Source organism: Enterococcus sp. AZ197, assembly GCF_050556405.1.
Taxonomy (GTDB): domain Bacteria; phylum Bacillota; class Bacilli; order Lactobacillales; family Enterococcaceae; genus Enterococcus; species Enterococcus faecalis.
Genome location: NZ_CP187875.1, coordinates 23,974 through 46,920, shown reverse-complemented (window position 1 = coordinate 46,920; position 22,947 = coordinate 23,974). Strand labels below are relative to the sequence as shown.

Sequence of the window (22,947 nt, the reverse complement as noted above, 5' to 3'; positions counted from 1 at the left end):
TATGTTAACTAGACGGTTAAATAACATAAAAACAGAAGTTATCACTCACAATTTGTATTTTTCATCAATAGACTTTTGATTGATCGTTCCACCTAGAAGCAATAAAAGTATGCCTAAAACACAACTAATCAAAAAACGAAATTTACTTTTCTTCTTCATAATAATTTCTCCAAAAAATTATTTTACAACTTTTCAATAATCATAACAAATACTTTCATGTTCCATTTTTTACTAACTAAATAAATCCAATAAGATATACAAACTTTGTGTAACAAAAAATAATAAAAACATTCCTTGGTTTGTTTTTGTGAAATCGGATTTCTTTTTTAAAATTACATATAAACAAATAATAGCAATTATACTTAATAAGCCCAATAAATTAGTTAACCATGTTAAATTCATCGGCACTATTATTGTACAAATCATCAGAATAAATACACTAAAAAAGAAAATATACACATTTTTAGCATGTTTATAATTAATATCTACTCCTATTAAAATATACAAAAAAGTTACAAAATTAAAAAAAATTAGCATGTTCATCAACATATTCATAGCTTATCTCCTTAAAATAATAAAAGTGTATTGCGGTAATACACTTTTATTCATTGATGAAACCTTATATAATAAGACTAGTCTTGATTTTGTATTAAATAATGTTTGTTAAAACTTTTTTTAGAAACTAATTTGTGATTAGTAACGTCTAAATAATCACCTATATCACCTACAGAATACATTGCATATCCAGCAAACCCTCCACCAACGGAACCAACCATTCCAAACTTTATATTAGTGGTTACCGAAGGCTCTAACGCACTCATTAAAATGATTAATTTGTTATCAGAAGACCATCTTAAATAATTTTTAGCAAAAGCTTGTTTAACCCATTCTGGCTGTTTGTTCGTCTTACTAATTTCCCAAACTTCAGCTATTTTTTTCTTATATAAAGTTTTCATACAATAACCATCTACTTTCTATCAATTACATGAATTAGGGGTCCCGCCTTGACCATAAGGTCCACAGTTACGAGCTTTAAATCTTGCATAATCTGAACCATTCAATTGCTCAGCAGTACGTGTTGGAGCTAATCCGCCTAAAAGACCTCCTAAAAAATCAGCCCAACCCCCACCAACAGTTTGTTTCATTTCTTTTTCAGTTAACACTTTATATTTTTTCATAAAAAGTCCCTCCTAGCTATTCAAACTTTTTAAGAAAACGTTTTCTTTCCGCTTTTATTAAACCAAAGTCTAAATATTCTGTCAATATTTTTTTATGAAAAAAGTTATCAAAATTATCTCAATATAGTAAAATAATAAGTAAAATAAATGAGAGGAAAATATGAAAAAAATTATCTACCAACAAGACGAAAAAGATTGTGGTGTTGCTTGTGTTGCTATGATTCTAAAACACTACAAAACTGAAATTCCGGTTCTGTTGCAAAGTTTTAAATCTACTATCAGATAAGGTAGAATAATAGAAAAAGATAGCAGGAGGAATGACGATGAGTCATTTTAAAGGAAAGCAATTTCAGCAGGATGTGATTATTGTAGCCGTGGGCTACTATCTTCGTTATAACCTTAGCTATCGTGAAGTTCAAGAAATCTTATATGATCGTGGCATTAACGTTTCTCATACGACGATTTATCGTTGGGTGCAAGAATATGGCAAACTACTCTATCAAATTTGGAAAAAGAAAAATAAAAAATCCTTTTATTCATGGAAAATGGATGAAACGTACATCAAAATTAAAGGAAAATGGCATTATTTGTATCGAGCCATCGATGCAGATGGTTTAACCTTGGATATTTGGTTACGTAAAAAACGGGACACACAAGCAGCCTATGCTTTTCTTAAGCGGTTAGTGAAGCAGTTTGATGAACCGAAGGTTGTAGTCACAGATAAAGCCCCCTCTATTACAAGTGCCTTTAAGAAACTAAAAGAATACGGCTTTTATCAAGGGACAGAACATCGTACCATTAAATACCTGAATAATTTGATTGAACAAGACCATCGTTCAGTAAAGAGACGCAATAAATTCTATCAAAGTTTACGCACTGCCTCTACCACGATTAAAGGCATGGAAGCCATTCGAGGATTATATAAGAAAACCCGAAAAGAAGGCACTCTCTTCGGGTTTTCGGTCTGTACTGAAATCAAGGTATTATTGGGAATCCCAGCTTAAATCATAGATACCGTAAGGGATTTTATTCTTTATTTAAAACTTTGCAACAGAACCGATTATCCTAAGTTTGCAATGAAAACATTAGATTAATAAAAAAACTCAGTAAAATTATCTCTGATAGCTGCACACGTTAGGGAATTTGCTGAGTTTTTTATTGTTTTTCAACCCAATTGTGTGTAGCTATTTGTGGTCTATTTTCAATTTTATTTTGATTTAACAGGTTCTTTTTCTCAATTGTACATTCAACGAATAAATTGTAAAAAGACTTATAAAATAGCCCTTTAGGACTTGTAACAGTAGAATCGGTTTTAATTTTATGCATCACTCTTCGTAAACATTTGTCAATTTCTTCTTGATAATCTTCTCCAATCAAAACAACGTTATAGTCTTTTTCAGCTTTAGTTTTAGCTCGAATAATTGTGCCAACTTTTTCATGAGCTTCTTGAATAGTATTAGAGAACGCAGCAATAATTTTTAAGCTATCTTTGTTAAGAAAGGTGTTCTCTTGAACTTCTGGAAACTGATCGAGCAATAATTGTTGTTGCAGTTCTTCTTTTTTAGTATCTAATGTATCTAATGTATCTAAATAAGAAGTATAGAATAGATTGTCTGCGATTTTCGCAATTACAGAATTATCCTTGATATTATTGACTTTTTCTGTATTTGCGATTTTCGCAATTACAGGATTTTCGTTGATATCATTGACTTTTTCTGTATTTGCGATTTTCGCAATTACAGGATTAACATTGTTTTGTTCTTCATTAATTTTGAAAACATCTTCGGAAGTAACGATAGGTTTTCCTAGATATAGAAGGTTAGGTGTAGTTTCTATTTTTCCATTAATTTTCTTTACTCTCCCTTTTTTTTGTTTAAGAAGATTAACTGCTTCCAGTTCTTTTTTTATTTTTGAAACTTTTCCTTCTCTGCAATTTAGCAGTGTCATTAATTCGGCAACTGTATAGATAAAATAAATATTGTCTTCATTATCTACCCAATTGTTTTTAACGGAACTATCAAACCGATCTTTTAAAAGCATGTATGCAATTTTTGCATCATTGGATAAAGATTTATAGAGTTCATTTGTGAAAAAGACTTTTGGCATCTGATAGTATTTTTCTCTATAAATTTCTTTAGATTTATAAAATTGAAAATCGTTCATAACTTTACCTCTTTGTTTTTATTAATTTATAGTTTAACCTACTTTTATTTCCCTTGCAAATGCTGATATATCAGTATTTTACAACACATCTAATATATCGTAATATCACAATATAGTAAGATTGTGATATTACGATATATTAATATTGCAATCTTACTATATTGATTGTTGATATAACAACGTTTGTAAACAAAAAACATCAACAATATTATAATATTGTTGATGTTTAATACTGTAATATCGTAGAATCACAATATTATCAAATTTTATTTTGTTTTTTTGCCATTGTATATCCTTGTATTAGATATTCTTCAGGAATAGCTTTCAAAAGTGTTTCTTCAATAACGTCAGGTTTACTTTTTTCTGGTTCAGCAATTGAAGTCCAGTATTTTAATGCATTTGCAAGTATTGGATTAATTCGAATACTATCAGCACTTCTTTTACTGTTACCTTGTTGTTTAATTAATTTTTCAATATTTTTTTTATTTAGGACAATGTTTTCTTGTGTAGTTTTTAGTTCTTTATTATTAGAAGTAGTTGAGGTAGATAAATTTGAATCTTCTTTTCCTGCACCAAGAAGACGTTCAGCAGCTGATTTCCCTCTATTATTACTCATTTAAATCTCCAACTTTCTCTAAAAATTCTTTTGTAAACTGGATATAATCGTCTTCAGCAGTTGAAGTCTTATTAAAGCTGATTAAGTCAGAACCTGCTGCTTGAGCTTCATCAACAGTGATAGTACGTCTAATGTAAGTATCAAAAATGTTTACGTGAAGCGCGTCGGAAATTTGATTTGCTGTTTTATTCATTTCTTTTGAAATATTAAATCTTTCATTATATTTTGTGAAAAGAACTCCTCGTATGATTAAGTTCTCATTGGTGTATTCTTTAACAGTCTCGATTGTTTCATTCAATTTAACTAATCCTTTTAGTGAAAAATATGCCGCTTCTACAGGAATAATAATTTCATCAGAGACAGTAAACGCATTTACTGTTAATATACCCAAGCTAGGAGGGCAATCAATAATAATATAATCATAGTTTTCTTCAATTGGTTGAAGAACTCTTTTAAGTCTATGTTCACTACCAACTTGAGTAAATTCACGCTCTGCTGAAGAAAGAGCAATATCAGCAGGTATTACCTCGATTCCTTTGTAATTTAAAATAGATTCAGTAATCGAAGCTTCATCTTTTAATACTTCATAAATTGTTGGAATATTCGTACCATCAATATCAAATCCAAAATTATCAGTAGCATTTCCTTGTGGGTCCATGTCAATTACAAGAACTCTTTTGTTAAAAGTAAAATGTAATGCCGCTCCAAGGTTAATGCTAGTCGTTGTCTTTGAAACACCGCCTTTTTGGTTTGCGACTGAAATTATTCGTGCCATAATAATGTCCTCCTTGTAATGTTATGCTATTATTATATCACGATATTGTGATATTTCAATATTATAATAGCATAAATTTTTAATATTACAATATTGTGTGGGCGTGTATTCATGATTTTACAATATTGTAGTATCGTTATATTGTAATGACACAATATTATTTTAATGTACGGATGTTCCAGTGACCCCTAAAATAGTAAAAAATAATTTATTGTAAAGGAGTGTTATTCAATAATTTTTTTAGTACGTCTGTGACGTTCTAAGTGTAGCAAATAATCGTCTTGCAGTTTTAGAAGGTCTGAATAGACCTGATCCATAGTCTTGCTGGCTGATAAAGAAAGAGAATAAATAAATGAGATAGGAAGAGTTTCAATTTTTTTGTTGCGAGTAATCCAAGAAGAAACAGTTCCTTGAGAGAAAGCGTGTAATTCACAAAATTCTTCAACAGTAATCCCTAGTTGCTTGATAATGTATGTGTTGATAGGGTGTGGATACACAAAGGTTTTTCTAGGCATGGTGGGTAATTTTCCTTTCTCATTTTATTAATGCGTTTGCAGTAATATTTTATCAAACTCTAAGCAATAAGGTAAGGACATTCCAGCTTCTTTTTGGTTTGACCTCCTTAAATAATATGTTATACTATAGGTGCGAAGCGAAATTAATCGAACATGAAACACCAAAAATCCCTCCTAGTGCAATAGGAGGGATTTTTTTGCGCTGTTGCGACTCAGCGTTGGGATTAGAAGCAACTGCTTTGGTTATCTACTAATCGTCTAACCATCGATCAACAAGTAAGAGTACAAGACCCACTAAAAGTGGGGCGATAACCAGCGAAATTAATTTCTCGAACATGAAAACACCCCCTCACGGGGCAGTTGCCTCAATAAGTATAGCATAACTTTTAACTCCACCTGCACAGTAGTTAAATCTTCAGTAATTTATTTAACTGACCTAAGAGTGTACGTCCGCTTACACCAGGAACATTTATACTTATCAGAATTACTCGACACTCTGCTTGCCAAACAGCCACACACACATTGGACATAAGCAATACTAGCTATTTTGTTATCTTCTTTGATCACTGATCCTTGATAATCATACGTCTTCATAAAAATCTCCGTCACTGTAGTATTCATCAATAAAAGCATCGATGGCGCTGTTTTCTTCTTCTGTTAATCCAGTAAACTCTACTTCTGAAAAAGGATTGTCTATCGGTTTTTCGGGTTCGTTTTCCGACCATTTATAAAAATCATGTATTTGTATATGCCTAATGTCGTAAAAATCGATTTGCTGATCTCCAATGAGAACGACATCGAATTCAGCCATGCCACGAAATACACCACGTATAGAAGGTTTTACACGCTCATATTCATCTAAGGAATTAAGCTGAATTTCTAGAACCTTATTCTGTTTGATTGAACGACTTAGCAAGTGTTCTATTTGACCCTGTGACTGCTGGGGTAAACGTTCAATTTCTCTTGAATGATAATCATTCGTCTCTTTGATTGCTGCTTGTAATTCCCCTAAAGGAAAGGCTGTTGGCCACTTCAATTCAAAGGGTCTATCGACGTAATCATTGTATGGTTTGAATTCTTTTTTCGTTATTCTTACCATTTTGAACACTCTCCTTACTTGAACATTATACGAACAAACGTTCTTATAATCAAGTGCTAGATTTATTGTATACCTGAAAACTTTTAGTTTGGTTGGACTGAACGAAGAGAGGGGTACCAAACTAAAACGTCGAAGGCCAGTTGAGCAAATTGAAACTAATTATTCGCTTTTTCTGATTTGGCCATGTTCCTGGTATAAAAAATCATTCGTATTTAAATAGAAATTTTTTTATTATTTCCACCTGTAGATCACCATTTAATCATGTAAAAGCGAACGTTAAAACATCTTCATTGCATAACTACCAATCAATATTTGTGAAAATGGCTTAGAATTGCTCTCTCAAATTAACCGTATAGTTAAATTCAACCTATATTTTAAGATTCTAGTCAAAAAACAACTAAAAAACTCACTGCTCTAATCAACAGTGAGTTTTTGTGTAATACATGCTAGCTTATAATTAATTAAAATCCTGACCATCCTTTAGGTGTTTGTATCAAAGTTAATAATTCTAACAGTTCACTAGGCGTTTGGAAATTATTTCTTAACGTAAATCCACTAATTGTTGGTTGTAATTCTTTTTTAAATCATAGAATACTTCTCCTGATAGAGCTTCTTTTCTTATTCTTAATAAAAGATTATTTAAGTTTTTATCTGAATAAATCTGTGGATTCGCTAATGCATTATTTGTTAATTGAATAATCTTTTCCAACGCTTCTTTTTTCTTGATGTCCATAAACTCTCCTAAAAAAACGATTGTTTAACTCCAAATACCGATAGACGCCCAGCCTCTATATTTTTGGCCCTCTTTAGTCACAAATTTTTGCAATTCAATAATTGATTTAGGCATTTCATAATGATATCTTGCTAAATACTCACTATTAATTGTACTTAATTTATAACAGACTTCACCGATATTTGTTTCATTAGTTGTCAATCTTTTGGCACATTCAAATAACTTATCTTTTAACCCCTCATATTCATTTATTTTAGGATCATTATACGCTTTACTAAGTAAATCTAGTAATTCTTGTTGTTTATCCATTTTAAACTAATCCTTCCTATCTAGGAGCCTAGGGCTCATGCTACACCCAACCATTTTTTCAATTTCCCTTGAAGCTTTCAGCTTTTCCTATCTTTTATACAACTTTGTCCTTTTTAAAACAAATAATTCAAATTCTTATTATCTTTATTTAATTGAATTAAGCAAATAATAGACACAATCGCAATTGGTATAAATACTAAAAATATTTGTTCCCAAGACGATGCCGCAGTTCCTTTGTCAATTATTGTTGGCTGAAAATCGATTAAAAAATGCAAGAAAATAACATATTTTAATCCATTAAATCGAATTCGGATTACAGAGAAGCATAAGCCTAAAACTGTTGCATAAAAAATTTGCTGCATGGTTGCTTCAAAAGATTGCGTTGTTAAATTAGAAATGTGCAATACTCCAAATAAAAAGGAAGACGCTATTGAAGCAAAAACTAAAGAATACTTATTTTTTTTAAATATTTCTAAAAATGATGAAAATGCTAATAATCTAACTAAAAATTCTTCAAATACAGCTGCTGCAATAGCTACAAAAAAAGAATTTACTAATAAATTTAGTCCTCCACTGAAGATATCTTCAGTATTTTTTGGAATATTTATTACTATCAATAAAAACAGCACTAGAATTATTCCTAATATCGCTAGCCAGATATTTGTAATTTTACTAGTTAACAATCTATCATTAGTTAACTTAAACGTTCTTACTAATAAATATGAAATCCACGCTAAAATACAGTTAAAACCAAATTGTAAAACGGATTTTAAAATAGACGGATCTTCTATAGGTATATATTCTATACCTATATTACTAATTAAAAAAACTACATATATAACTACTACCATAATAATTTTAAAAAATATCGATTTCTTCATCTCTTTATTATCATACCTTTGTAAAAAAATTTGCATACCTATAAATTTTCATCCACAACTAAATTCCAATATCAGAGTAAATAACTACAAAGTTGTCTAGGACAACAAGATTTTGTAATTATTTGGTTGAACGCAGAACCATTACTACCTAATAGGTACTTTTTCAGAATAACTATAGAATTGAGACTTGTCTGTGAAATTAGCTTTATATTTACTATTAATTCCAGCCTTTTTAGATATATCTCCCAATTCAATTAATAACTTTTCATCATTTCCTAAAAAATGAATTTTATTGTCAAATCCAACAATATAGATATAATTCACCATTTTATTTATTAATATTTCTGGATATTTTTCACTATCTATTTTTTTATAGACTTGCAGTAAAACATCTGTAATATCTAATATAGCTTTGGTCTTATCACGCTTCATTAAACTATTATATAGTTCATGAATTATTTTTTTTGTTTCCTCAATATCAATCATTTAAATCCTTCCTCCACTAAAACTACCAAACAAATTATCTCCCCAACGTTTAACTCCTTCTGACCAAGCTTGTCCCCAATTTACCCAACATTTTTGCTTATTACAATACACACCATTTCCGTAATACGTAGCAGCTTCTACATTTGTTCCTGATTCTGTAAAACCAATCCCAATCATCCCACAAATAACTAAGCCTTTAACTAATTTCTTTTTCATGAATGTTCACCTCGAAAAATAAAAATTAGAAAACGTCTTCTATATAGAAATTATAGAACTATTGGTATAGTTTTGTAAATGTTAAAACAAAGGAATTTCCCTAACATTTTTGCAAGTTGGTATCCATCAATTTCAATTGTTTTTACCTGATTATTGTACCATTTCATTCGAAACAAATATTGCCATCAATACTTTCTTTTTATAAAATAACCTTGATGTCTATATATAAATTTTTCAAATTAACAAGGAGAAATGAAACCGATGCTTATCATGCTGCTAGTTATTGTTGCTATGTATTTTTATCTGTTTCGTACACAAAAAAAGCAACAAAAAGAACGACAAGATTTTTTAAACAATTTACAACCAGGAGACGCTGTTGTGACTATTGGAGGGTTACATGGAGTAATTTCTGAAATATCTTCAGATAAAAAGAAGGTAACTCTCGACTGTGAAGGAGCGTTTTTCGACTTTGATCAACAATCTATACGAGCGAAAAAATAAGCAGAAAGGAATCCCTCTCTGCTTATTTTTTTCTTTTATTTGGCAAAGAATAGCCTAATTCTTTCAACTGTTTTTTCGTGACCACATGACGAAATTCTCCATCAAAAACAATCACTGTATATTGATTTATCACTTCAATTTTTCCTTTGAGCGTTTGTCCCATGACAGATTGACAATGCACAAAGGATCCGATATCTATTAAATCTTTACTTTTTTTGGCCAAAACATAACCTCCGAAAATAATGATTAAAACCACCTAGCTAGTAGGTGGTATGGAAGAAATAGTTTCTGAAGAACAATTTCAACGTAACAGTCTATAAAAATTTTATCGTATTTACTTTCCCATTTCAATCTTAACTTCTCTAAAAAATCTTGGTACACTCATTCATGACTTTTATTTAACTAAGAGGAAATCATGAATATACTCTTTTTAAGTATTTGCCTTTTTTATGTAGCCTCTATCTTGGTAGGAATTTATCAATGGCTAAAAAAATAAAGAAGTTATAAAAAATTTCACTCTATAAGAATAAAGGCAATAACCACTTAAAATCGAGGGTTAAATTCATGACACTACTACTATTGGCAAAGTGGTTATTACCAAAATTTATTTTATCAGAAATTCAATAAATTTAAATACTTTTCATATCCTTAGAATGCCTATATTAATTCTCTTCTATAAAAAAACAACAGTTATATTTATTGATAAGATCAATATTTATTATATCTAATCAATTTTAGTCAGTTACTTTAAGTTATAAAATAACAATATTGTAAGTTTTTTTCCTCTCTTTCATATGCTATATTTATAATATAAAATTTTGAAAGAGGTTTTTTAATATGCTCATAACAACTTCAGAAAAATTATATGGTGTAGAATACGAAACACTTGATGTAGTATTTGGTGTAACAACACATTCTAAAAATATTGTAAAAAATATTGGCGCAGGATTAAAAAATTTAGTGGGCGGAGAAATCAAAGCGTATACAGAAATGCAACAAGAAGCACGAAAAATAGCAATGGACCGTTTAAAAGAAGAAGAAAAAAATATTGGGGCCGACGCTATTATTGCTATGCGTTTCGACTCTGGATCTATTAGTAATGACATGCAGTCAGTTGTAGCATATGGTACAGCTGTTAAATTTAAGAATCAATAGAAAAAACGAACATTGGTTTTAATAGGAGTGATTATATGAACTATGCAAAAAGAATATTTTCAATTTTCATATTATTTATAATTAGTCAAATTGGAATCACTGCTTTTGGAGTAATAAAACAATCATCTTTAGATGCAGGAGAAAAAAACTTAAATATTTCCTCGACACTTGTTACAGTCATACTTGTTGTTATTAATATTCTTTTTTTAATCTACTTAGCTAAAAGAATGAACATTATAAAAACAAATCATCCATTTCTTACTAAAAAAAATATTTTGATTATTTTAGTAGCAACATTAATAGATCGAGGCATAGCTATTGGTGGAACATTGTTATTAAATATGCAAGGACACACAACTACAGCAAATGATTCGACTCTTATTAAATTATTTAGTGGAGTATCTCCTGTTTTAGTGGTTTTATTGTTAGGAATTGCTGCACCAATTATGGAAGAAATTGTATTTAGAGGAGGTATCATAGGGTATCTTGTAGAAAATAATGCCCTATTAGCAATATTAATCAGTTCTTTTTTATTTGGGATTATTCATGGCCCTACAAATTTTATCAGCTTTGGAATGTATTTCTTCATGGGGATTATCCTCTCAGTTTCTTACTACAAAACAAAAGAATTAAGAGTAAGCATATCCATACACTTTTTAAACAACTTATTCCCTGCACTTGCTATAGCTTATGGTCTTATAAAATAAGATAACAGAAGATTAACAAGTTTTGAAAATATGTAATACTTACTAATAAATAGCTATAATAAAATAGGCCACCATTCTTGTATAAATAGGAATGGTGGCCTATTTAGCTAAACATTTAATAATATATTTACGAAACTTTAGAATATACACTGAATTCTCCAACGAATCATTAAAAATTACTTATCGCTTCTTTTTCGATACAACTATAAGAATAATCAACAGTAAGAAAATAATTCCTACTAAACCAAGTACTAACCACTGAACGTTTCTGCTTTCCTCTTTCTCTGAAACATCTGTTTTATTCAATGCAGTAGCTTTTTCTTCTGTAATTGTAAATGATTCTTTTAATTGCCATTCTTGCTTTTCTGACCTTACGGTCATTTTTAACGTATACTTTCCTGCCTTCATTGCTTGTTTTTCATAATAAATGGGAAACTGAAACAGACTACTAGGCGCTATTTGCATGTCTTCTTTCTTTTCACTTAACACTTCTTTTTCACTGGCATCTGTTACACTTGCTTCAATCGATACTTTATTAATATAGTTTGCAGTTTTATTTTCAATTGCTGCACTAACTACATTCCGACTATTTACCTGTGTAGGGGTTACTTCTTTTAACGTAACGGCATTTTCTACAGGTGTTTTATCTCCATGGACAAGTAACGCAATAGCATAGGCAAATTTATTTTTAAACATCCCTTTTGTTTCATCTGAAGTCTTTTCTTCTGTAACATCCCGAAGAGTAATTCCTCCCGCCACAATGCCTGCATAATCTTTAGTCGGAACAGAAACATTTACTACAAAATCTACCGTCTGTTTAGGGGCAATTGTCTGCTTTTCTTTTTCAAAAGAAGCAACTTTCGTAATATCAAAAGGGACACTCGAAGTAAGTTGATTTTGAGTCTTGCCATATTCCACTACACCATTAATATTGGTGGTTGCTGGACTCAATTCCCCTGCCACTTCAATTGCTTCCTCCGAATTGTTTGTTACATGTATAACCAAAGGGACAGATTCATTCACAGGTAACGACAAATCAAAATATGTTTTGCTTTTATCCACTTGATACGCAGATTGTTCTGCATTCACTGAAAAATCTGCTTGATTTTCTGTCGCTACTCCCGTAAGGGAAAAACCTATTAAACTGAGTAGCGAAATGATTCCTACTCCTATGTATACTGCTATTTGTTTCATACTCTTTCATCCTTTCTAATCATTTTAATTAGTCCAACTACTAAAATCATGGGTAATGTATAAACAATTGTTTGCCACCAAGTATCTGTAAAACCACTAAATATAGGCAGTTGTTGGTCCAAAGAATAGATTACAGGTAATCCTATAATTGTTGCAAGATAGGAAAGAATAATTGATTGTACTTGTTGCCATCTTTTTTTCACAGTTCATCCCTTCTTTCATTAGTTATACGATTATCCCTTTGTTTTGACGCCATTTATTTAAATAAGATACAGAGACACCATAATAATCCGCAATCTCATGGAGTGTATACTCCAATGCTCGTAAACGCATATATTCTTCTTGGCTCATTCTACGAATTTTTCGCTTATCAGAAGTTAATCGTCGTAATTCTTCACTACACGCCATAATTTTCTTATATAATTCACTGGTTTCATCTCTATGCCATTCATCATCTAATGCCATCAAACGTAATAATTCTATTCGTGTCGCTTTAATTTTGTTCTTATCCTGAAGAACTTTTTCATCACCTATGTTTCGTGTTTCATACATATTCTTTACTCCGTTTACTTGCTTTTCTCTGCTAAATACACCCATTTTCCTTTGAAAAAAGGGAAGCAAATCGCTTCCCACTTTTTTTTATTATTTATGGTGCTGGCGCATCCGTTAATGTCCAAGTTAAATCGGCAGTATATTGTTCTGCTGATTTTGCAGATGTCCCAGGAACTTCTAACGTTACTCCTGTGTTTGCTGCCCATGTTCCAGTTGATACACCGTTTCCTTGACCATTGGCTGCATCTAATACTTTAACTGCCGAATCTGGTGTTAAAATACCATCTGTTACAGTCACTGTCTCACCGTTATCATTATTAGCTTGCCCTGAATGTAATGTTACTTGTGCACCTACTAATTCTTTCATACTAGCTGTTTTTAATTTCCCTGCTGTTACTGTTAAATTCCATCCAGCTGAAGAACCTCGTAAATCAGTTACTTGTACTTTACTTTCGTCTTGCGCACCATAAGTTTCCGTTGTAGCTTTTATTTCTTGTGCCCCAAAATTAAAATCAGGCACTTGATCCAAAGTTAAGTCTCCTGCAGTAAAAGTTACTTTCCCTGTAGAATTTTGGTTTTGTGGTGCTGCATCTGCAGAAATTGAAGAGAATCCAATCCCTCCTGCAATCATAGCCACTGTTAATGCACTAGTCAATTTCATTGATTTCATAAATTTTCTCCTTCTTTCTAAAAAATATTTATATAAACAAAATCTAAGATTTGTTCATTCCACTTGTTTAGCTACTTTGTTATATATTTCCGATACATCCCATAAATAGTACTTGCCAAAATAAGGATACCTAGAATCATCCAAACGGATGACATTTTGACACCTGTTTTTGGTAGGTTTCCTTTTGCTTTCTTAGCGACTTCTTGTTTTTGAGCTACAGGCTTTTTACTGCTTGTACTTTGATTTTTGTTCGTACTCTCTACAGGTGTTGTTGATTGCGTTGTGCCACCTGTTTTTTTACTTTTTTCATTATAAGCTGTAACCTTTACAGAAGTTTGATCAAATCCCACTTCAAATGAGATTGGGGTTTGATCTAGTTGATACCCCTTTGGACTTTTTGTTTCCACAAACATATATTTTCCTGGAAACAATCGGGTAAGGTGTATTTCTCCTTTTCCATCTGTCGTCATCGATTGAGCTACTTCTACTACTGTTCCTTTTTCATCTCGTAGTTCAAACGTCGCATCTGATAATACTTCTTTTGTTTCTTTATCCTTTTTTTGCAAAGTTACAGAGACTTCAATCGAACCATCACCAGTAAAGGTAATTCCAGCATGACTCGTTTTAGACTCTGCATAAGTAGTAATGCCTAAACAAAAAGTCAAAACCATTAAGCCACCCATTAACAACCATTGATAGATTTTTTTCATCGCTTCTATTCCTTTCTATGGTGTGTCATTTAATGTCCATTCAATCGTTGTTGTATATTCACCTAAACTTGCTTTACCAGAGTCTACTTTTAATAACAACCCTGAATTTTCTGTCCAAGTTTTAGAAATATTCCATGTGAAATTATCTTCAGTTGTATTTTCAGTTTCTACTATTTGAGTATCTGAATCAGTTAATAGTTGTTCACCAGTCTTATTTTTGTATACCAAAGAGTTAAGTAATTGTTTTCCGTTATCAACATTCGTTAAAGGTTGTAATAATTTTACTCCTAGTTTCCAAGTATTATTCGAACCTCTATTATCAGTAACCGTTAATTCTTTACCTAAAACTTCTTCCACACCATAAATCTTATCTTCTTTAGATAGTTTTTTTGAGCCAAATCCTATCGAATCTGGAACTGATAATTGTAAGCCTTCAAGCCATACTGCATACAATCTGATTTCTCCATTTGCATTACTAACTAAATTTTTTACCACTTCTTTATCTTTATACTTAACATTACCATTTGGCTCTGTGGACCAACCTTTAAATATATATCCTTCTTTTATATATGCATTTTGTGTAAGATTTTCTGCTTGATCATATTTCATAACTTGGTCTGGCATTGTTCCCTTTCCACCATTTGCATCAAACTTAATCGTATAATCATTAGCTTCCCATACAGCATAAACTACTTTTGTATCCACAAAATCAATTTTACTATTTTCAAGGAAATCTGGTACAGTAGCTACTTTAGATTCACTCCAACCTTTAAAAGTATATCCTTCTCTTATTGGTATAGTCACATCAGATAATTGAACTGTATCTCCAAACCTATACTCTTTTGTTACTTCTCTTGGGGTATCCCCAAAATTATCGTTATATATCACATTAACTTTTTTAGCTTGCCAAATTGCTTTTAAGTTAATTTTCTTTTTAGAACTATTTTTAGTGAATTGTATCTTATCATTAGGACTATACCTATTTCCTTCTTCATCTTCCCAAGAAACGAAATTATATCCTGGTAATATTGGAATTATAGAAGGTATAGTAATTTCACCAGAGCCATCCGGTTTTAATAATATATTTTGAGTTTCTGGTATATTTGTAGCATCCGAGATACCTGGAACTAACACACTTGGTAAATTACTATCATAATAAACACTAGCTATTTCTGTAGAGAATACGACTTTTTCACTTACACCATTTAATAAAGTACCTGTTCCTACTTCTTGTGCAGAGTATTGAAATTGATTTACAGCTTTCTGATTTTCTGCTTTTGGAACAAAAAATTCTAAAATTGATTCAAATATAGAATTTGGCAATATTTGAGATTCTTCAAAATCTATAAATATTGCTGTTACAGTACTTAAATTTTTTGGTTTTTCAAGAGTAAAACCTAAACTTTCAAGTTTTTCGCTTGTCCAAGCATTAATATCTGTTCCGTATTCGGGCAACTCATCAACTGGTTTATTTGTATAGTATACTTTAGCACTAGTATTCGACTGTAATATTTCTTTAAATTCTATATTTCCTGTAGACCCTCTTTTATCTCCATCATAAGGCAGTACATTGTATATTTTAGCTTTATTAAAAGTTGTATTTCCTTCATTGGAAACAGCTACTTTCATTTGTGGTTTTTCTTCTTGATTTACACTTAAAATCGAAGTATTGCTCCAATTTGCTGAATTATTTTCCCGTACAAACGTTCTGCCAAATAATCTAGAACTTCTAACAATAGTTAGTGACGTGTTTTTTTCAACTGTTGCTGTATATGAGTGTGGAACATCATTCGACAAACCTAAAAGTTCTGCTAATTCTGATGAAAGATTATTAGTATATGAATCTATCTGTAAAAAATCTTTTCCAGTAATAGCAACTGCTGGTATCTTATAATTACCTTCCATAGCTCCATTTTTCACAGTAAATTCCAACGGAATTTCGAAGGCAACTTTTTCTCCATTCTTATCTACTGTCACGGAGCTTTCTATACTGTAATAATTATATTCATCATCTGTGTTTATTAATTTTACAACTACATTTTCTTTATATATTTTATTATTGACTTTATCTTCAAAAGTTTTTAATTCATTAGGATTTTTCAATTCTAAAACTTTAGGAATCGCTATTGCTATTTTAGGATTTTTCAATACACCTGTTGCTGAACTACCATTATATCCCTGAATAGTATAGTTAACCGTATCTCCTGGGGATTTTCCAAAAGAATTACTACTAACAATCTGGGCTTTTGCTTGCGTTGCCGCTGCAGTATAAAATACTTTTCCCATAGGTTGATCTTTCTCAATTGCTATTACATTCTGTGGATTACTTTCGTCCTCATAATACATTTTAGCAGCAAAATCTATTTCATAAACTTTCTCTCGTTCAATTGTACTTCCATTTGGCCATTTACCACTTGTCCAATTTTTACATGTATATCCTATTGCAAAACCATTAGATGGAAGAAAAACACCTTCAGAAGTACCTGTTTCTCCCATTGGAATTACAGTAATTTTATTAATATATTCACCAGAAATTAAATCAGGGATAGGTACATTATGTGTCCCTTTATATAGATTTGAAGTAACTTCCCTAGTATTACCTTCTGTATTTTTAATTTCAAAAACTGTTTTATAGTAAGTATCAGCAACATCTTTATTCGCTTTGGTTCCATAAATGGTTATAGAATTAAAATTGGCTAATGCTGAACTATCACTTTGTTGTAAAATTTCAAATTTCATTCCTTTAATAGGCTTCTTGCCTGTATTTTTTGTAGTCCACACATGTTCGTATGTTTTCCACCCAAATGCAATATTTTCATTACTAACACTATTTGGTTCATTAATTACAACAGTAGCATTTGTAGAAGTTCCTGTACTATGATCTCCTCCCGTTCCACTAATTTGCCATTCAGGAGTATCAATTTTTTGATATTTAACTTGACTACTAATCACCTTTTTTTCAGAATTATATTTAAAATATTTCATACCAAAATTTACATAAAAATACTCTCCTGTTTTAATAGTTGATGGTGGAGTAAACTGAAAATCATACAGTATAGAATTTTTATTTGGATTTCCACCAGAATGCCAGTTAGTAAAACTACTAGAATCGTCTGTTAATTTTCTATAATACCTCGTATACCCCACAGGAATACTATTATCTTCAATATTAGTTTGTCCTGAACTAAAATCAAAATAATTTTTCGTAGCTTGATTATTTATTATTGATCCAGTAGGTAATTCTATATACATTTGATTATCTTTAGATACATCCAGTTTTGAATATTGATTAAAATCATTAACATATTTTAATCTAGTTGAAATCCTTCCATCAGAATAATACTGATCAGAAGGATTCATATAATTATAAGCTAGCCCCATACCATCTCTTGTTGATGATGTAATATTGACTGAATCTGTTTGATCTATTTTGTTATTTAGTATATATATTTCAGCATACAAATTACTCCAGATTATTTGATTAACAGGAATTTTCCCCATGTATTCATCATTAAATTTAAATTTCAGATTAATTGTTTCAACAGAAGTCACAGTTTCTTTAAGCCTTACAATAATTCTTTTGTTAACAACATCATTTTCATATGAAGATACTATAGAATTAGAAGGTATATCAGTATTCTGTACGTATTCAAAAATAGAACTATTCATAGAAAAATTCGAAAAAACAGGATTATCTATTGATGGAATACAACCACCATAAGGAATGACTATATAAGCATCAGATATACCTTCTTCACTTACAGTTACAGGTACAGAAACTGTTAACTCTCCTGGTTTAACACCAGTTATTGGATCAATATATGTCTGATATTGATCTACTACTTGTATTTTCCCCAGAGAAATTCCCTGAGTAGATTTTAACTCTTCATTATTACTAAAAGAATTGTCGACTTTACTGTCTTCATCTTCATTTTTCACAATTTTATCTGTTGTATCATTAGAAATACTTGTATTTTCTTCAAGAGATATAGAATGATCTGTTTTATTATTTTCACTAGGAGTTACTACTGAATTATGTTTAGAACTTTCCTCTGAAATATTATTATCTTTTTCACTTGAAACAGTATTTTCATCTTCTACTTGAGAAGAATCGGTAGGTATCATTACTTGATTTTGATTATTACTATCAGTCGTATTTTGCTGATTAGTTTCTGCTATAGCTACAGTTGGCAAAAGTATCTGGCTAGAAAATAATACTATTGTACTTAAAACAATACTTTTTTTCATAAAATCATCCCCTTCTTTATAAATCAATTCTCTATCTGAAGATTAGATATATAATTCATACCCTTTTAGTTTTCCATTTGAGAATGTTAATTTTGCATAATGATCTGTATCCTCTTGGTACGTTAAAATTGCAAAACCACTATCTCCAGTGTATTCATCTTTGGGCTCTCCATACATCTCCTTTACCTTCTCGATAGTAGTCCCCCATGTTAAACCACCCGGAAAGAAAACTGTTAAATCTTTATTTGTAGTATCCGTTATATTAATAGATGTCATACTTGACTCTTTAATATCAATTGTTTTATCAGTTAAATTTGAATACGTCCCAGAAATAGTATTACCTTTTTTATTTGTTAAATGTGTTCCTGCAACTGAATCTTTTGGGTTTAATACGTAAGGATCTGAATATTTCAATTCAAAACCTAACTTATTCAAATCTTTTAATTCTATAGGCATAGTCAATACTTGGTTATCTATTTGTATTTGATTATCATACCAATTTTTAGATAAATCTTTAGAAATTGCACCATTACTTTGTTTTTCTTCAATAGATGTAGACGTTTTATTCGTACTTAAACTTTCACTAATTTTAGTTGAACTTGTTTTGATAGTTTCTTGCGTTGATTGTGCTTGTTTTATTTCTTTGGTTCCGCACCCTACTAGCACGCTTAGCAAACTAATTCCTACTGCTAACTGATAAAATTTCTTCAAACATATCTCCTCCTGATTAAAGTTTTCCTATAAAAAAAGACACAAGAATTTTTTGTCTTTTTTATGAACTAAAAAAGTTGTTATTTTATTGTTATTTTCACTTGATATGTAAGAGTTTGATTTATAAAAAGAGATTTTTTTCAGTTTTTTATTTAATTCTATTGAAAAAAATATTATTTTTTAGTAATTATATATATAGAGAGAAATATACCTTACAAAAGAGAGAAGTTTCGCTTCTAATTGAAAACTATGAACAATAAAAAAAAGAGACAAAAAATTCTTGTGTCTCTTTCATTGTTTTTTACCTAATAAATAGCTTATACAACAATATCAATTTATAGTCCTTTGACTTATTTGCAATCACTAAAAAAATAAATACACATTTATTCTATTGACTTTGATTTAAATTTTACATCTGTTGTTATAAACAACCTCCATATAGTGACAAACAACCATATTTTCTATTATCCTTTTCAAGTATACTCAGTGATATAGTATACTTTATTAAAAATATCACAACATTTAACTATGAAAAGTGAAAATAAAATTTTACGTTTCTTTTTCTGTTTGACTGAATAAAAAGCTTTAAACATGTTATACTTTATTTTTTCAAAAATAAGATCCATTCTCTTCAACAAAAAACTATTGATTTTTGTTGAAAACCCTTTTATAATTTTTTTTAGGTTGAACACATTGGTCATTTTGGCTGTAATCATTTCTTTCATAGTGAATTAGTCATTCGAGAACTAATTCACTCTTTTGTTTTTTTCATTCAAAATAAAATTTAACACTATTTTGAAGGTAATAAATGTCCGATTTCATATACATTTTTTCAAGTTTTATAAGCTTTTTCAGTAGCATCTTATTACTCTTTAGTTTTAAAAACGAGCGAAAAAAATTAACAACGCTTCAAAAAGTAAGCATTATTATACTGGTTTTCTCAATTTGGCTCCCTTTTTTCACTGGTTTTTTTTCAAACATGAAGTAAAAAATATGTTTTATTTTTATTTTTATTCATAACATTTCATTTGTTTAGTTCAAAGTCCTGTAAACTGTTACTATTTTTTTAAGACTCTATTATTCATAAAAAACAAAAAAATGTGATATACATTCATAGAACCACAAAGCAGAAGAATAAAAATTGTAAATATGATTTTTATTCTTCTGTTTTGTACTTTTATAAGTTTAAACTCATAACAGCTATATCTTTATCTTCTTGTGTAATCCCTATATACCTTAATGTATCTCTTTGGGAAGAATGGTTTAATAAATCCTGAATAATTTCTATAGGTACTTTGTTTTTATATAAAAAATAACCAAATGTCTTTCTCATAGAGTGACTACCTATATTTGAGATTCCATTTTCACTTGCTGCACGGTTTAAAATGGCCCATAATGTTTGACGATTCATTGGTCTATCTTTCCCTTTTCCACTAGGAAAAAGATAGTGCTCTAACTCATCATTATTTACATATCCTGTAAAATTTTTATTGATATAAATCTCAAGTTCTTCTCGTAATTGGTCTGATAATATAACAGAATTGTACTTCCCTGTTTTTTGTTCTTTTAAAGACAATCTATTCTTAATCACTATTTTATTTTCTTCTATCATTGCTACATCTGATAATTTTAGATTTCTCAAATCCGAAATACGATAGGCTGTATTAATTCCCATAGAAAATATAAGCACATTTCGCTCACCATATCTCCCTTTACACAAACTTTTTTTCATTTTATTTATTGACCGTTTATCTTTTAGAGGAACTACTGTATTCACTGTTCACACTTCTTTCATGTTTTTATATTTATCATAAAAAGAATTCAAATGTACCTCTTCTTTTTATTTCCAATAAAAACCATCATGAATTATCTACTTTAATCTAATTCATGATGGTTTTTAAAAGTGTTTTTAATTTTTTCCTGCACCTATTTCTATATAAGAACCATTGCTTAATTTATATTCTTTTTTACAGCTACTACACTTAAAATGATTATATTTTCCCAGCTCTCTTCTAGCCAATTGGCCACAATCACAATCAACATAAGCAACTACATTTGTCTTATTCCACGTAGTAATTTCTATTCCCCAATGATCATATTTTTTTCGAACAACCATCTTAATTCTCTCCGTTTCTAAAACTATATCTTGCAACCATTTCTCTATATTCTTGTTTTGTTTTAGGCTGAACTCGCAATACTTCTTCGGCCAACTCTAATAATAGTTTTTCCACTTTTACTGACATTGTATCAAAAATAACCATTGGCTTTTTTTCTTTTGCTACACGCTTTTTATATCTTTGAAAATTTGCTGAATAGAGTCGACCATTTGACATTTTTTCTATTCCATACCCTGAAACCAAAGGATTTTCCAACAACTGAATAATTTTCTCTCTATTTTCCATAATAACTTCTCCTTATCTATTTTTCACTAAGTAATTGTTCTTCTTTAGCTTGTTTTTTAATTCGTTTAAGAGTAGACAAAGAAATGCCTGTTTTCCTTTCCACTTCTCGCATGCTGTTTGTTTCCATTAACTCTAGTGCATGTTTATATTTATCATTCAGAACTCTTTTCGGACGTCCTTCTCGATAGTTTTTATTATTTGCTCTGTGCCACTGTTTTCCCTCTTGAGTTCGCGTCACGATTAAATCTCTTTCAAATTGCGCAAAGCTCCCCAACATGTTCATCATTAACGTTTGCATAGAATCACTTTTATTTGGCTCAAAGGTTAGGGAATTATCTAAGAAGGTGATAGTCACTCCTGAATTGTTTAAAGAAGAGATAATCGAATTTAAATCAACAATACTTCTAGCCAACCGATCAATTTTCGTCACTAAAACTTTATCGCCAGTTTTTACAATAGAAAGTAGTTCTTCTAATTCTTTCCTTCCTTCTTTTTTTGTTCCAGTATATTTTTCACTGAAGATTTTTTCTGCTCCAGCTTTTTCTAGTTTTTGAATCTGGGTTTTGTAATCTTGATTACTAGTACTAACTCTTGAATAACCATAAATAGACAAAATTTCTTCACCTTTTCTGAACATAAGTTTTTGACACCTGACGATTCCAAGTATAGCACGAAAAACCAAAGAGGTCAAAAACTTTTAAGTTTTTGACCTCTTCAATTGAGATAACTATATCTAAAAATTTATTAACTTAATCTGAATCTAACTATTGAAGAAAACTTCCACAGATATTAACTTATTAACTATATCAACATCAAAAGAATTAAATACCGGAGGAAAACTTTTCAATTTAACAGAATCATTATCAAGCTTAATTAACAGAGTTTGAATATCACCAAATTGATGACTACCATAAGTTAATGCAACATAACCTGATTCATTTGAAGATACAATGATATTAGAATCATTAACAGCTTTAAGTTTCCAACCAAAAATTAGATTTATCTCTTCTTTAAACTCCAATCATTAACCCTCCTACTTTTTTTCACCCTAAGTTGTTGTATATTGAATATTTAGAAACAACAGGGTATACCTTGTTGTCTCTTTTTTAACTTCCTGTTACTTATT

At 30.3% G+C, this 22,947-nt stretch carries 32 protein-coding genes; 5 read left to right on the top strand and 27 right to left on the bottom strand.

Annotated elements, in window-relative coordinates:
* Positions 1 to 632 precede the first annotated feature (632 nt).
* On the bottom strand, positions 633 to 956 hold the full coding sequence (locus tag IGK82_RS14120; protein WP_002402450.1) for a hypothetical protein: 324 nt from the start codon (positions 954 to 956) through the stop codon (positions 633 to 635).
* Between the two features lie 21 nt (positions 957 to 977).
* Positions 978 to 1,178: an enterocin 1071A family bacteriocin gene (locus tag IGK82_RS14115; RefSeq protein WP_002402451.1), complete on the bottom strand. Its 201-nt coding sequence runs from the start codon at positions 1,176 to 1,178 to the stop codon at positions 978 to 980.
* 160 nt (positions 1,179 to 1,338) lie between these two features.
* Between IGK82_RS14115 and IGK82_RS14110 the strand changes: the two genes are divergently transcribed.
* On the top strand, positions 1,339 to 1,464 hold the full coding sequence (locus IGK82_RS14110) for a cysteine peptidase family C39 domain-containing protein (RefSeq protein ID WP_379898833.1): 126 nt from the start codon (positions 1,339 to 1,341) through the stop codon (positions 1,462 to 1,464).
* 37 nt (positions 1,465 to 1,501) lie between these two features.
* Complete coding sequence (locus IGK82_RS14105) at positions 1,502 to 2,182, top strand: IS6-like element IS1216 family transposase (protein WP_162499934.1); 681 nt, start codon at positions 1,502 to 1,504, stop codon at positions 2,180 to 2,182.
* A 151-nt stretch (positions 2,183 to 2,333) separates the two neighbouring features.
* On the opposite strand, the gene IGK82_RS14100 is transcribed toward IGK82_RS14105, so the two are convergent.
* The 12 genes from IGK82_RS14100 to IGK82_RS14045 all read right to left on the bottom strand — a co-directional run bounded on the left by IGK82_RS14100 (position 2,334) and on the right by IGK82_RS14045 (position 8,971).
* Positions 2,334 to 3,341 carry a replication initiator protein A gene (locus tag IGK82_RS14100; RefSeq protein ID WP_430605237.1) on the bottom strand — a complete coding sequence of 336 codons (1,008 nt, stop codon included), beginning with the start codon at positions 3,339 to 3,341 and terminating at the stop codon, positions 2,334 to 2,336.
* Between the two features lie 259 nt (positions 3,342 to 3,600).
* The gene (locus IGK82_RS14095) at positions 3,601 to 3,957 is read right to left on the bottom strand and encodes a hypothetical protein (RefSeq protein ID WP_010709174.1); all 357 of its coding nucleotides are present in this window, start codon (positions 3,955 to 3,957) and stop codon (positions 3,601 to 3,603) included.
* Positions 3,950 to 4,732 (bottom strand): ParA family protein, encoded by a 783-nt coding sequence (locus IGK82_RS14090; RefSeq protein WP_010709173.1) that lies wholly within the window; start codon positions 4,730 to 4,732, stop codon positions 3,950 to 3,952. The genes IGK82_RS14095 and IGK82_RS14090 overlap by 8 nt, the downstream gene beginning before the upstream one ends.
* A gap of 224 nt (positions 4,733 to 4,956) precedes the next feature.
* On the bottom strand, positions 4,957 to 5,247 hold the full coding sequence (locus tag IGK82_RS14085) for a hypothetical protein (RefSeq protein ID WP_010709172.1): 291 nt from the start codon (positions 5,245 to 5,247) through the stop codon (positions 4,957 to 4,959).
* 250 nt (positions 5,248 to 5,497) lie between these two features.
* Positions 5,498 to 5,584: a type I toxin-antitoxin system Fst family toxin gene (locus tag IGK82_RS14080; RefSeq protein ID WP_107196942.1), complete on the bottom strand. Its 87-nt coding sequence runs from the start codon at positions 5,582 to 5,584 to the stop codon at positions 5,498 to 5,500.
* 86 nt (positions 5,585 to 5,670) lie between these two features.
* The gene (locus IGK82_RS14075) at positions 5,671 to 5,880 is read right to left on the bottom strand and encodes a hypothetical protein (RefSeq protein ID WP_033623988.1); all 210 of its coding nucleotides are present in this window, start codon (positions 5,878 to 5,880) and stop codon (positions 5,671 to 5,673) included.
* Positions 5,828 to 6,346, bottom strand: coding sequence for a hypothetical protein (locus IGK82_RS14070; RefSeq protein ID WP_010785310.1), 519 nt, complete (start codon positions 6,344 to 6,346; stop codon positions 5,828 to 5,830). The genes IGK82_RS14075 and IGK82_RS14070 overlap by 53 nt, the downstream gene beginning before the upstream one ends.
* Before the next feature lie 541 nt (positions 6,347 to 6,887).
* The gene (locus IGK82_RS14065) at positions 6,888 to 7,079 is read right to left on the bottom strand and encodes a hypothetical protein (RefSeq protein WP_010709170.1); all 192 of its coding nucleotides are present in this window, start codon (positions 7,077 to 7,079) and stop codon (positions 6,888 to 6,890) included.
* Between the two features lie 24 nt (positions 7,080 to 7,103).
* Positions 7,104 to 7,388: a bacteriocin immunity protein gene (locus IGK82_RS14060; protein WP_010709169.1), complete on the bottom strand. Its 285-nt coding sequence runs from the start codon at positions 7,386 to 7,388 to the stop codon at positions 7,104 to 7,106.
* Between the two features lie 113 nt (positions 7,389 to 7,501).
* The gene (locus IGK82_RS14055; protein WP_010709168.1) at positions 7,502 to 8,305 is read right to left on the bottom strand and encodes a CPBP family intramembrane glutamic endopeptidase; all 804 of its coding nucleotides are present in this window, start codon (positions 8,303 to 8,305) and stop codon (positions 7,502 to 7,504) included.
* Between the two features lie 108 nt (positions 8,306 to 8,413).
* Positions 8,414 to 8,755, bottom strand: a complete 342-nt coding sequence (locus IGK82_RS14050) for a bacteriocin immunity protein (protein WP_010709167.1) — start codon at positions 8,753 to 8,755, stop codon at positions 8,414 to 8,416.
* Entirely contained in the window at positions 8,756 to 8,971 is a 216-nt protein-coding gene (locus IGK82_RS14045; protein WP_430605236.1) for a leucocin A/sakacin P family class II bacteriocin, read from the bottom strand.
* Between the two features lie 261 nt (positions 8,972 to 9,232).
* On the opposite strand from IGK82_RS14045, the gene yajC reads away from it, so the two are divergent.
* A complete protein-coding gene (gene yajC, locus IGK82_RS14040) occupies positions 9,233 to 9,472 on the top strand; it encodes a preprotein translocase subunit YajC (protein WP_010709165.1) in 240 nt (79 codons plus the stop codon).
* A gap of 22 nt (positions 9,473 to 9,494) precedes the next feature.
* Here the strand turns inward: yajC and IGK82_RS14035 are convergent, their stop codons facing one another.
* Positions 9,495 to 9,695, bottom strand: coding sequence for a hypothetical protein (locus IGK82_RS14035; RefSeq protein ID WP_229207339.1), 201 nt, complete (start codon positions 9,693 to 9,695; stop codon positions 9,495 to 9,497).
* Positions 9,696 to 10,309: 614 nt separating this feature from the next.
* On the opposite strand from IGK82_RS14035, the gene IGK82_RS14030 reads away from it, so the two are divergent.
* Both IGK82_RS14030 and IGK82_RS14025 read left to right on the top strand, forming a co-directional pair.
* A complete protein-coding gene (locus IGK82_RS14030) occupies positions 10,310 to 10,627 on the top strand; it encodes a heavy metal-binding domain-containing protein (protein WP_430605235.1) in 318 nt (105 codons plus the stop codon).
* A 35-nt stretch (positions 10,628 to 10,662) separates the two neighbouring features.
* A complete protein-coding gene (locus tag IGK82_RS14025; RefSeq protein WP_430605234.1) occupies positions 10,663 to 11,334 on the top strand; it encodes a CPBP family intramembrane glutamic endopeptidase in 672 nt (223 codons plus the stop codon).
* 180 nt (positions 11,335 to 11,514) lie between these two features.
* Here IGK82_RS14025 and IGK82_RS14020 read toward each other — a convergent pair whose 3' ends face one another.
* The 12 genes from IGK82_RS14020 to IGK82_RS13965 form a co-directional block, all read right to left on the bottom strand.
* Positions 11,515 to 12,528, bottom strand: coding sequence for a DUF916 and DUF3324 domain-containing protein (locus IGK82_RS14020; protein WP_430605233.1), 1,014 nt, complete (start codon positions 12,526 to 12,528; stop codon positions 11,515 to 11,517).
* The gene (locus tag IGK82_RS14015) at positions 12,525 to 12,731 is read right to left on the bottom strand and encodes a hypothetical protein (protein ID WP_010818061.1); all 207 of its coding nucleotides are present in this window, start codon (positions 12,729 to 12,731) and stop codon (positions 12,525 to 12,527) included. Before IGK82_RS14015 ends, IGK82_RS14020 begins: the two co-directional genes overlap by 4 nt.
* 22 nt (positions 12,732 to 12,753) lie before the next feature.
* Positions 12,754 to 13,080 carry a hypothetical protein gene (locus IGK82_RS14010; RefSeq protein ID WP_289867717.1) on the bottom strand — a complete coding sequence of 109 codons (327 nt, stop codon included), beginning with the start codon at positions 13,078 to 13,080 and terminating at the stop codon, positions 12,754 to 12,756.
* A 94-nt stretch (positions 13,081 to 13,174) separates the two neighbouring features.
* Positions 13,175 to 13,750, bottom strand: coding sequence for a WxL domain-containing protein (locus IGK82_RS14005; protein WP_174114296.1), 576 nt, complete (start codon positions 13,748 to 13,750; stop codon positions 13,175 to 13,177).
* A 71-nt stretch (positions 13,751 to 13,821) separates the two neighbouring features.
* Entirely contained in the window at positions 13,822 to 14,460 is a 639-nt protein-coding gene (locus IGK82_RS14000) for a SpaA isopeptide-forming pilin-related protein (RefSeq protein ID WP_430605232.1), read from the bottom strand.
* A gap of 15 nt (positions 14,461 to 14,475) precedes the next feature.
* Positions 14,476 to 18,708 carry an InlB B-repeat-containing protein gene (locus IGK82_RS13995; RefSeq protein ID WP_430605231.1) on the bottom strand — a complete coding sequence of 1,411 codons (4,233 nt, stop codon included), beginning with the start codon at positions 18,706 to 18,708 and terminating at the stop codon, positions 14,476 to 14,478.
* Positions 18,709 to 18,750: 42 nt separating this feature from the next.
* Positions 18,751 to 19,419 (bottom strand): hypothetical protein, encoded by a 669-nt coding sequence (locus tag IGK82_RS13990; RefSeq protein WP_430605229.1) that lies wholly within the window; start codon positions 19,417 to 19,419, stop codon positions 18,751 to 18,753.
* A 1,177-nt stretch (positions 19,420 to 20,596) separates the two neighbouring features.
* A complete protein-coding gene (locus IGK82_RS13985) occupies positions 20,597 to 21,196 on the bottom strand; it encodes a tyrosine-type recombinase/integrase (RefSeq protein ID WP_137274423.1) in 600 nt (199 codons plus the stop codon).
* 132 nt (positions 21,197 to 21,328) lie between these two features.
* Positions 21,329 to 21,535, bottom strand: a complete 207-nt coding sequence (locus IGK82_RS13980) for a hypothetical protein (protein ID WP_137274424.1) — start codon at positions 21,533 to 21,535, stop codon at positions 21,329 to 21,331.
* Position 21,536: 1 nt separating this feature from the next.
* Positions 21,537 to 21,821: a hypothetical protein gene (locus IGK82_RS13975; RefSeq protein WP_137274425.1), complete on the bottom strand. Its 285-nt coding sequence runs from the start codon at positions 21,819 to 21,821 to the stop codon at positions 21,537 to 21,539.
* A gap of 16 nt (positions 21,822 to 21,837) precedes the next feature.
* Complete coding sequence (locus tag IGK82_RS13970; protein ID WP_430605228.1) at positions 21,838 to 22,458, bottom strand: recombinase family protein; 621 nt, start codon at positions 22,456 to 22,458, stop codon at positions 21,838 to 21,840.
* A 123-nt stretch (positions 22,459 to 22,581) separates the two neighbouring features.
* On the bottom strand, positions 22,582 to 22,842 hold the full coding sequence (locus tag IGK82_RS13965; protein ID WP_041161716.1) for a hypothetical protein: 261 nt from the start codon (positions 22,840 to 22,842) through the stop codon (positions 22,582 to 22,584).
* Between the last annotated feature and the right edge of the window lie 105 nt (positions 22,843 to 22,947).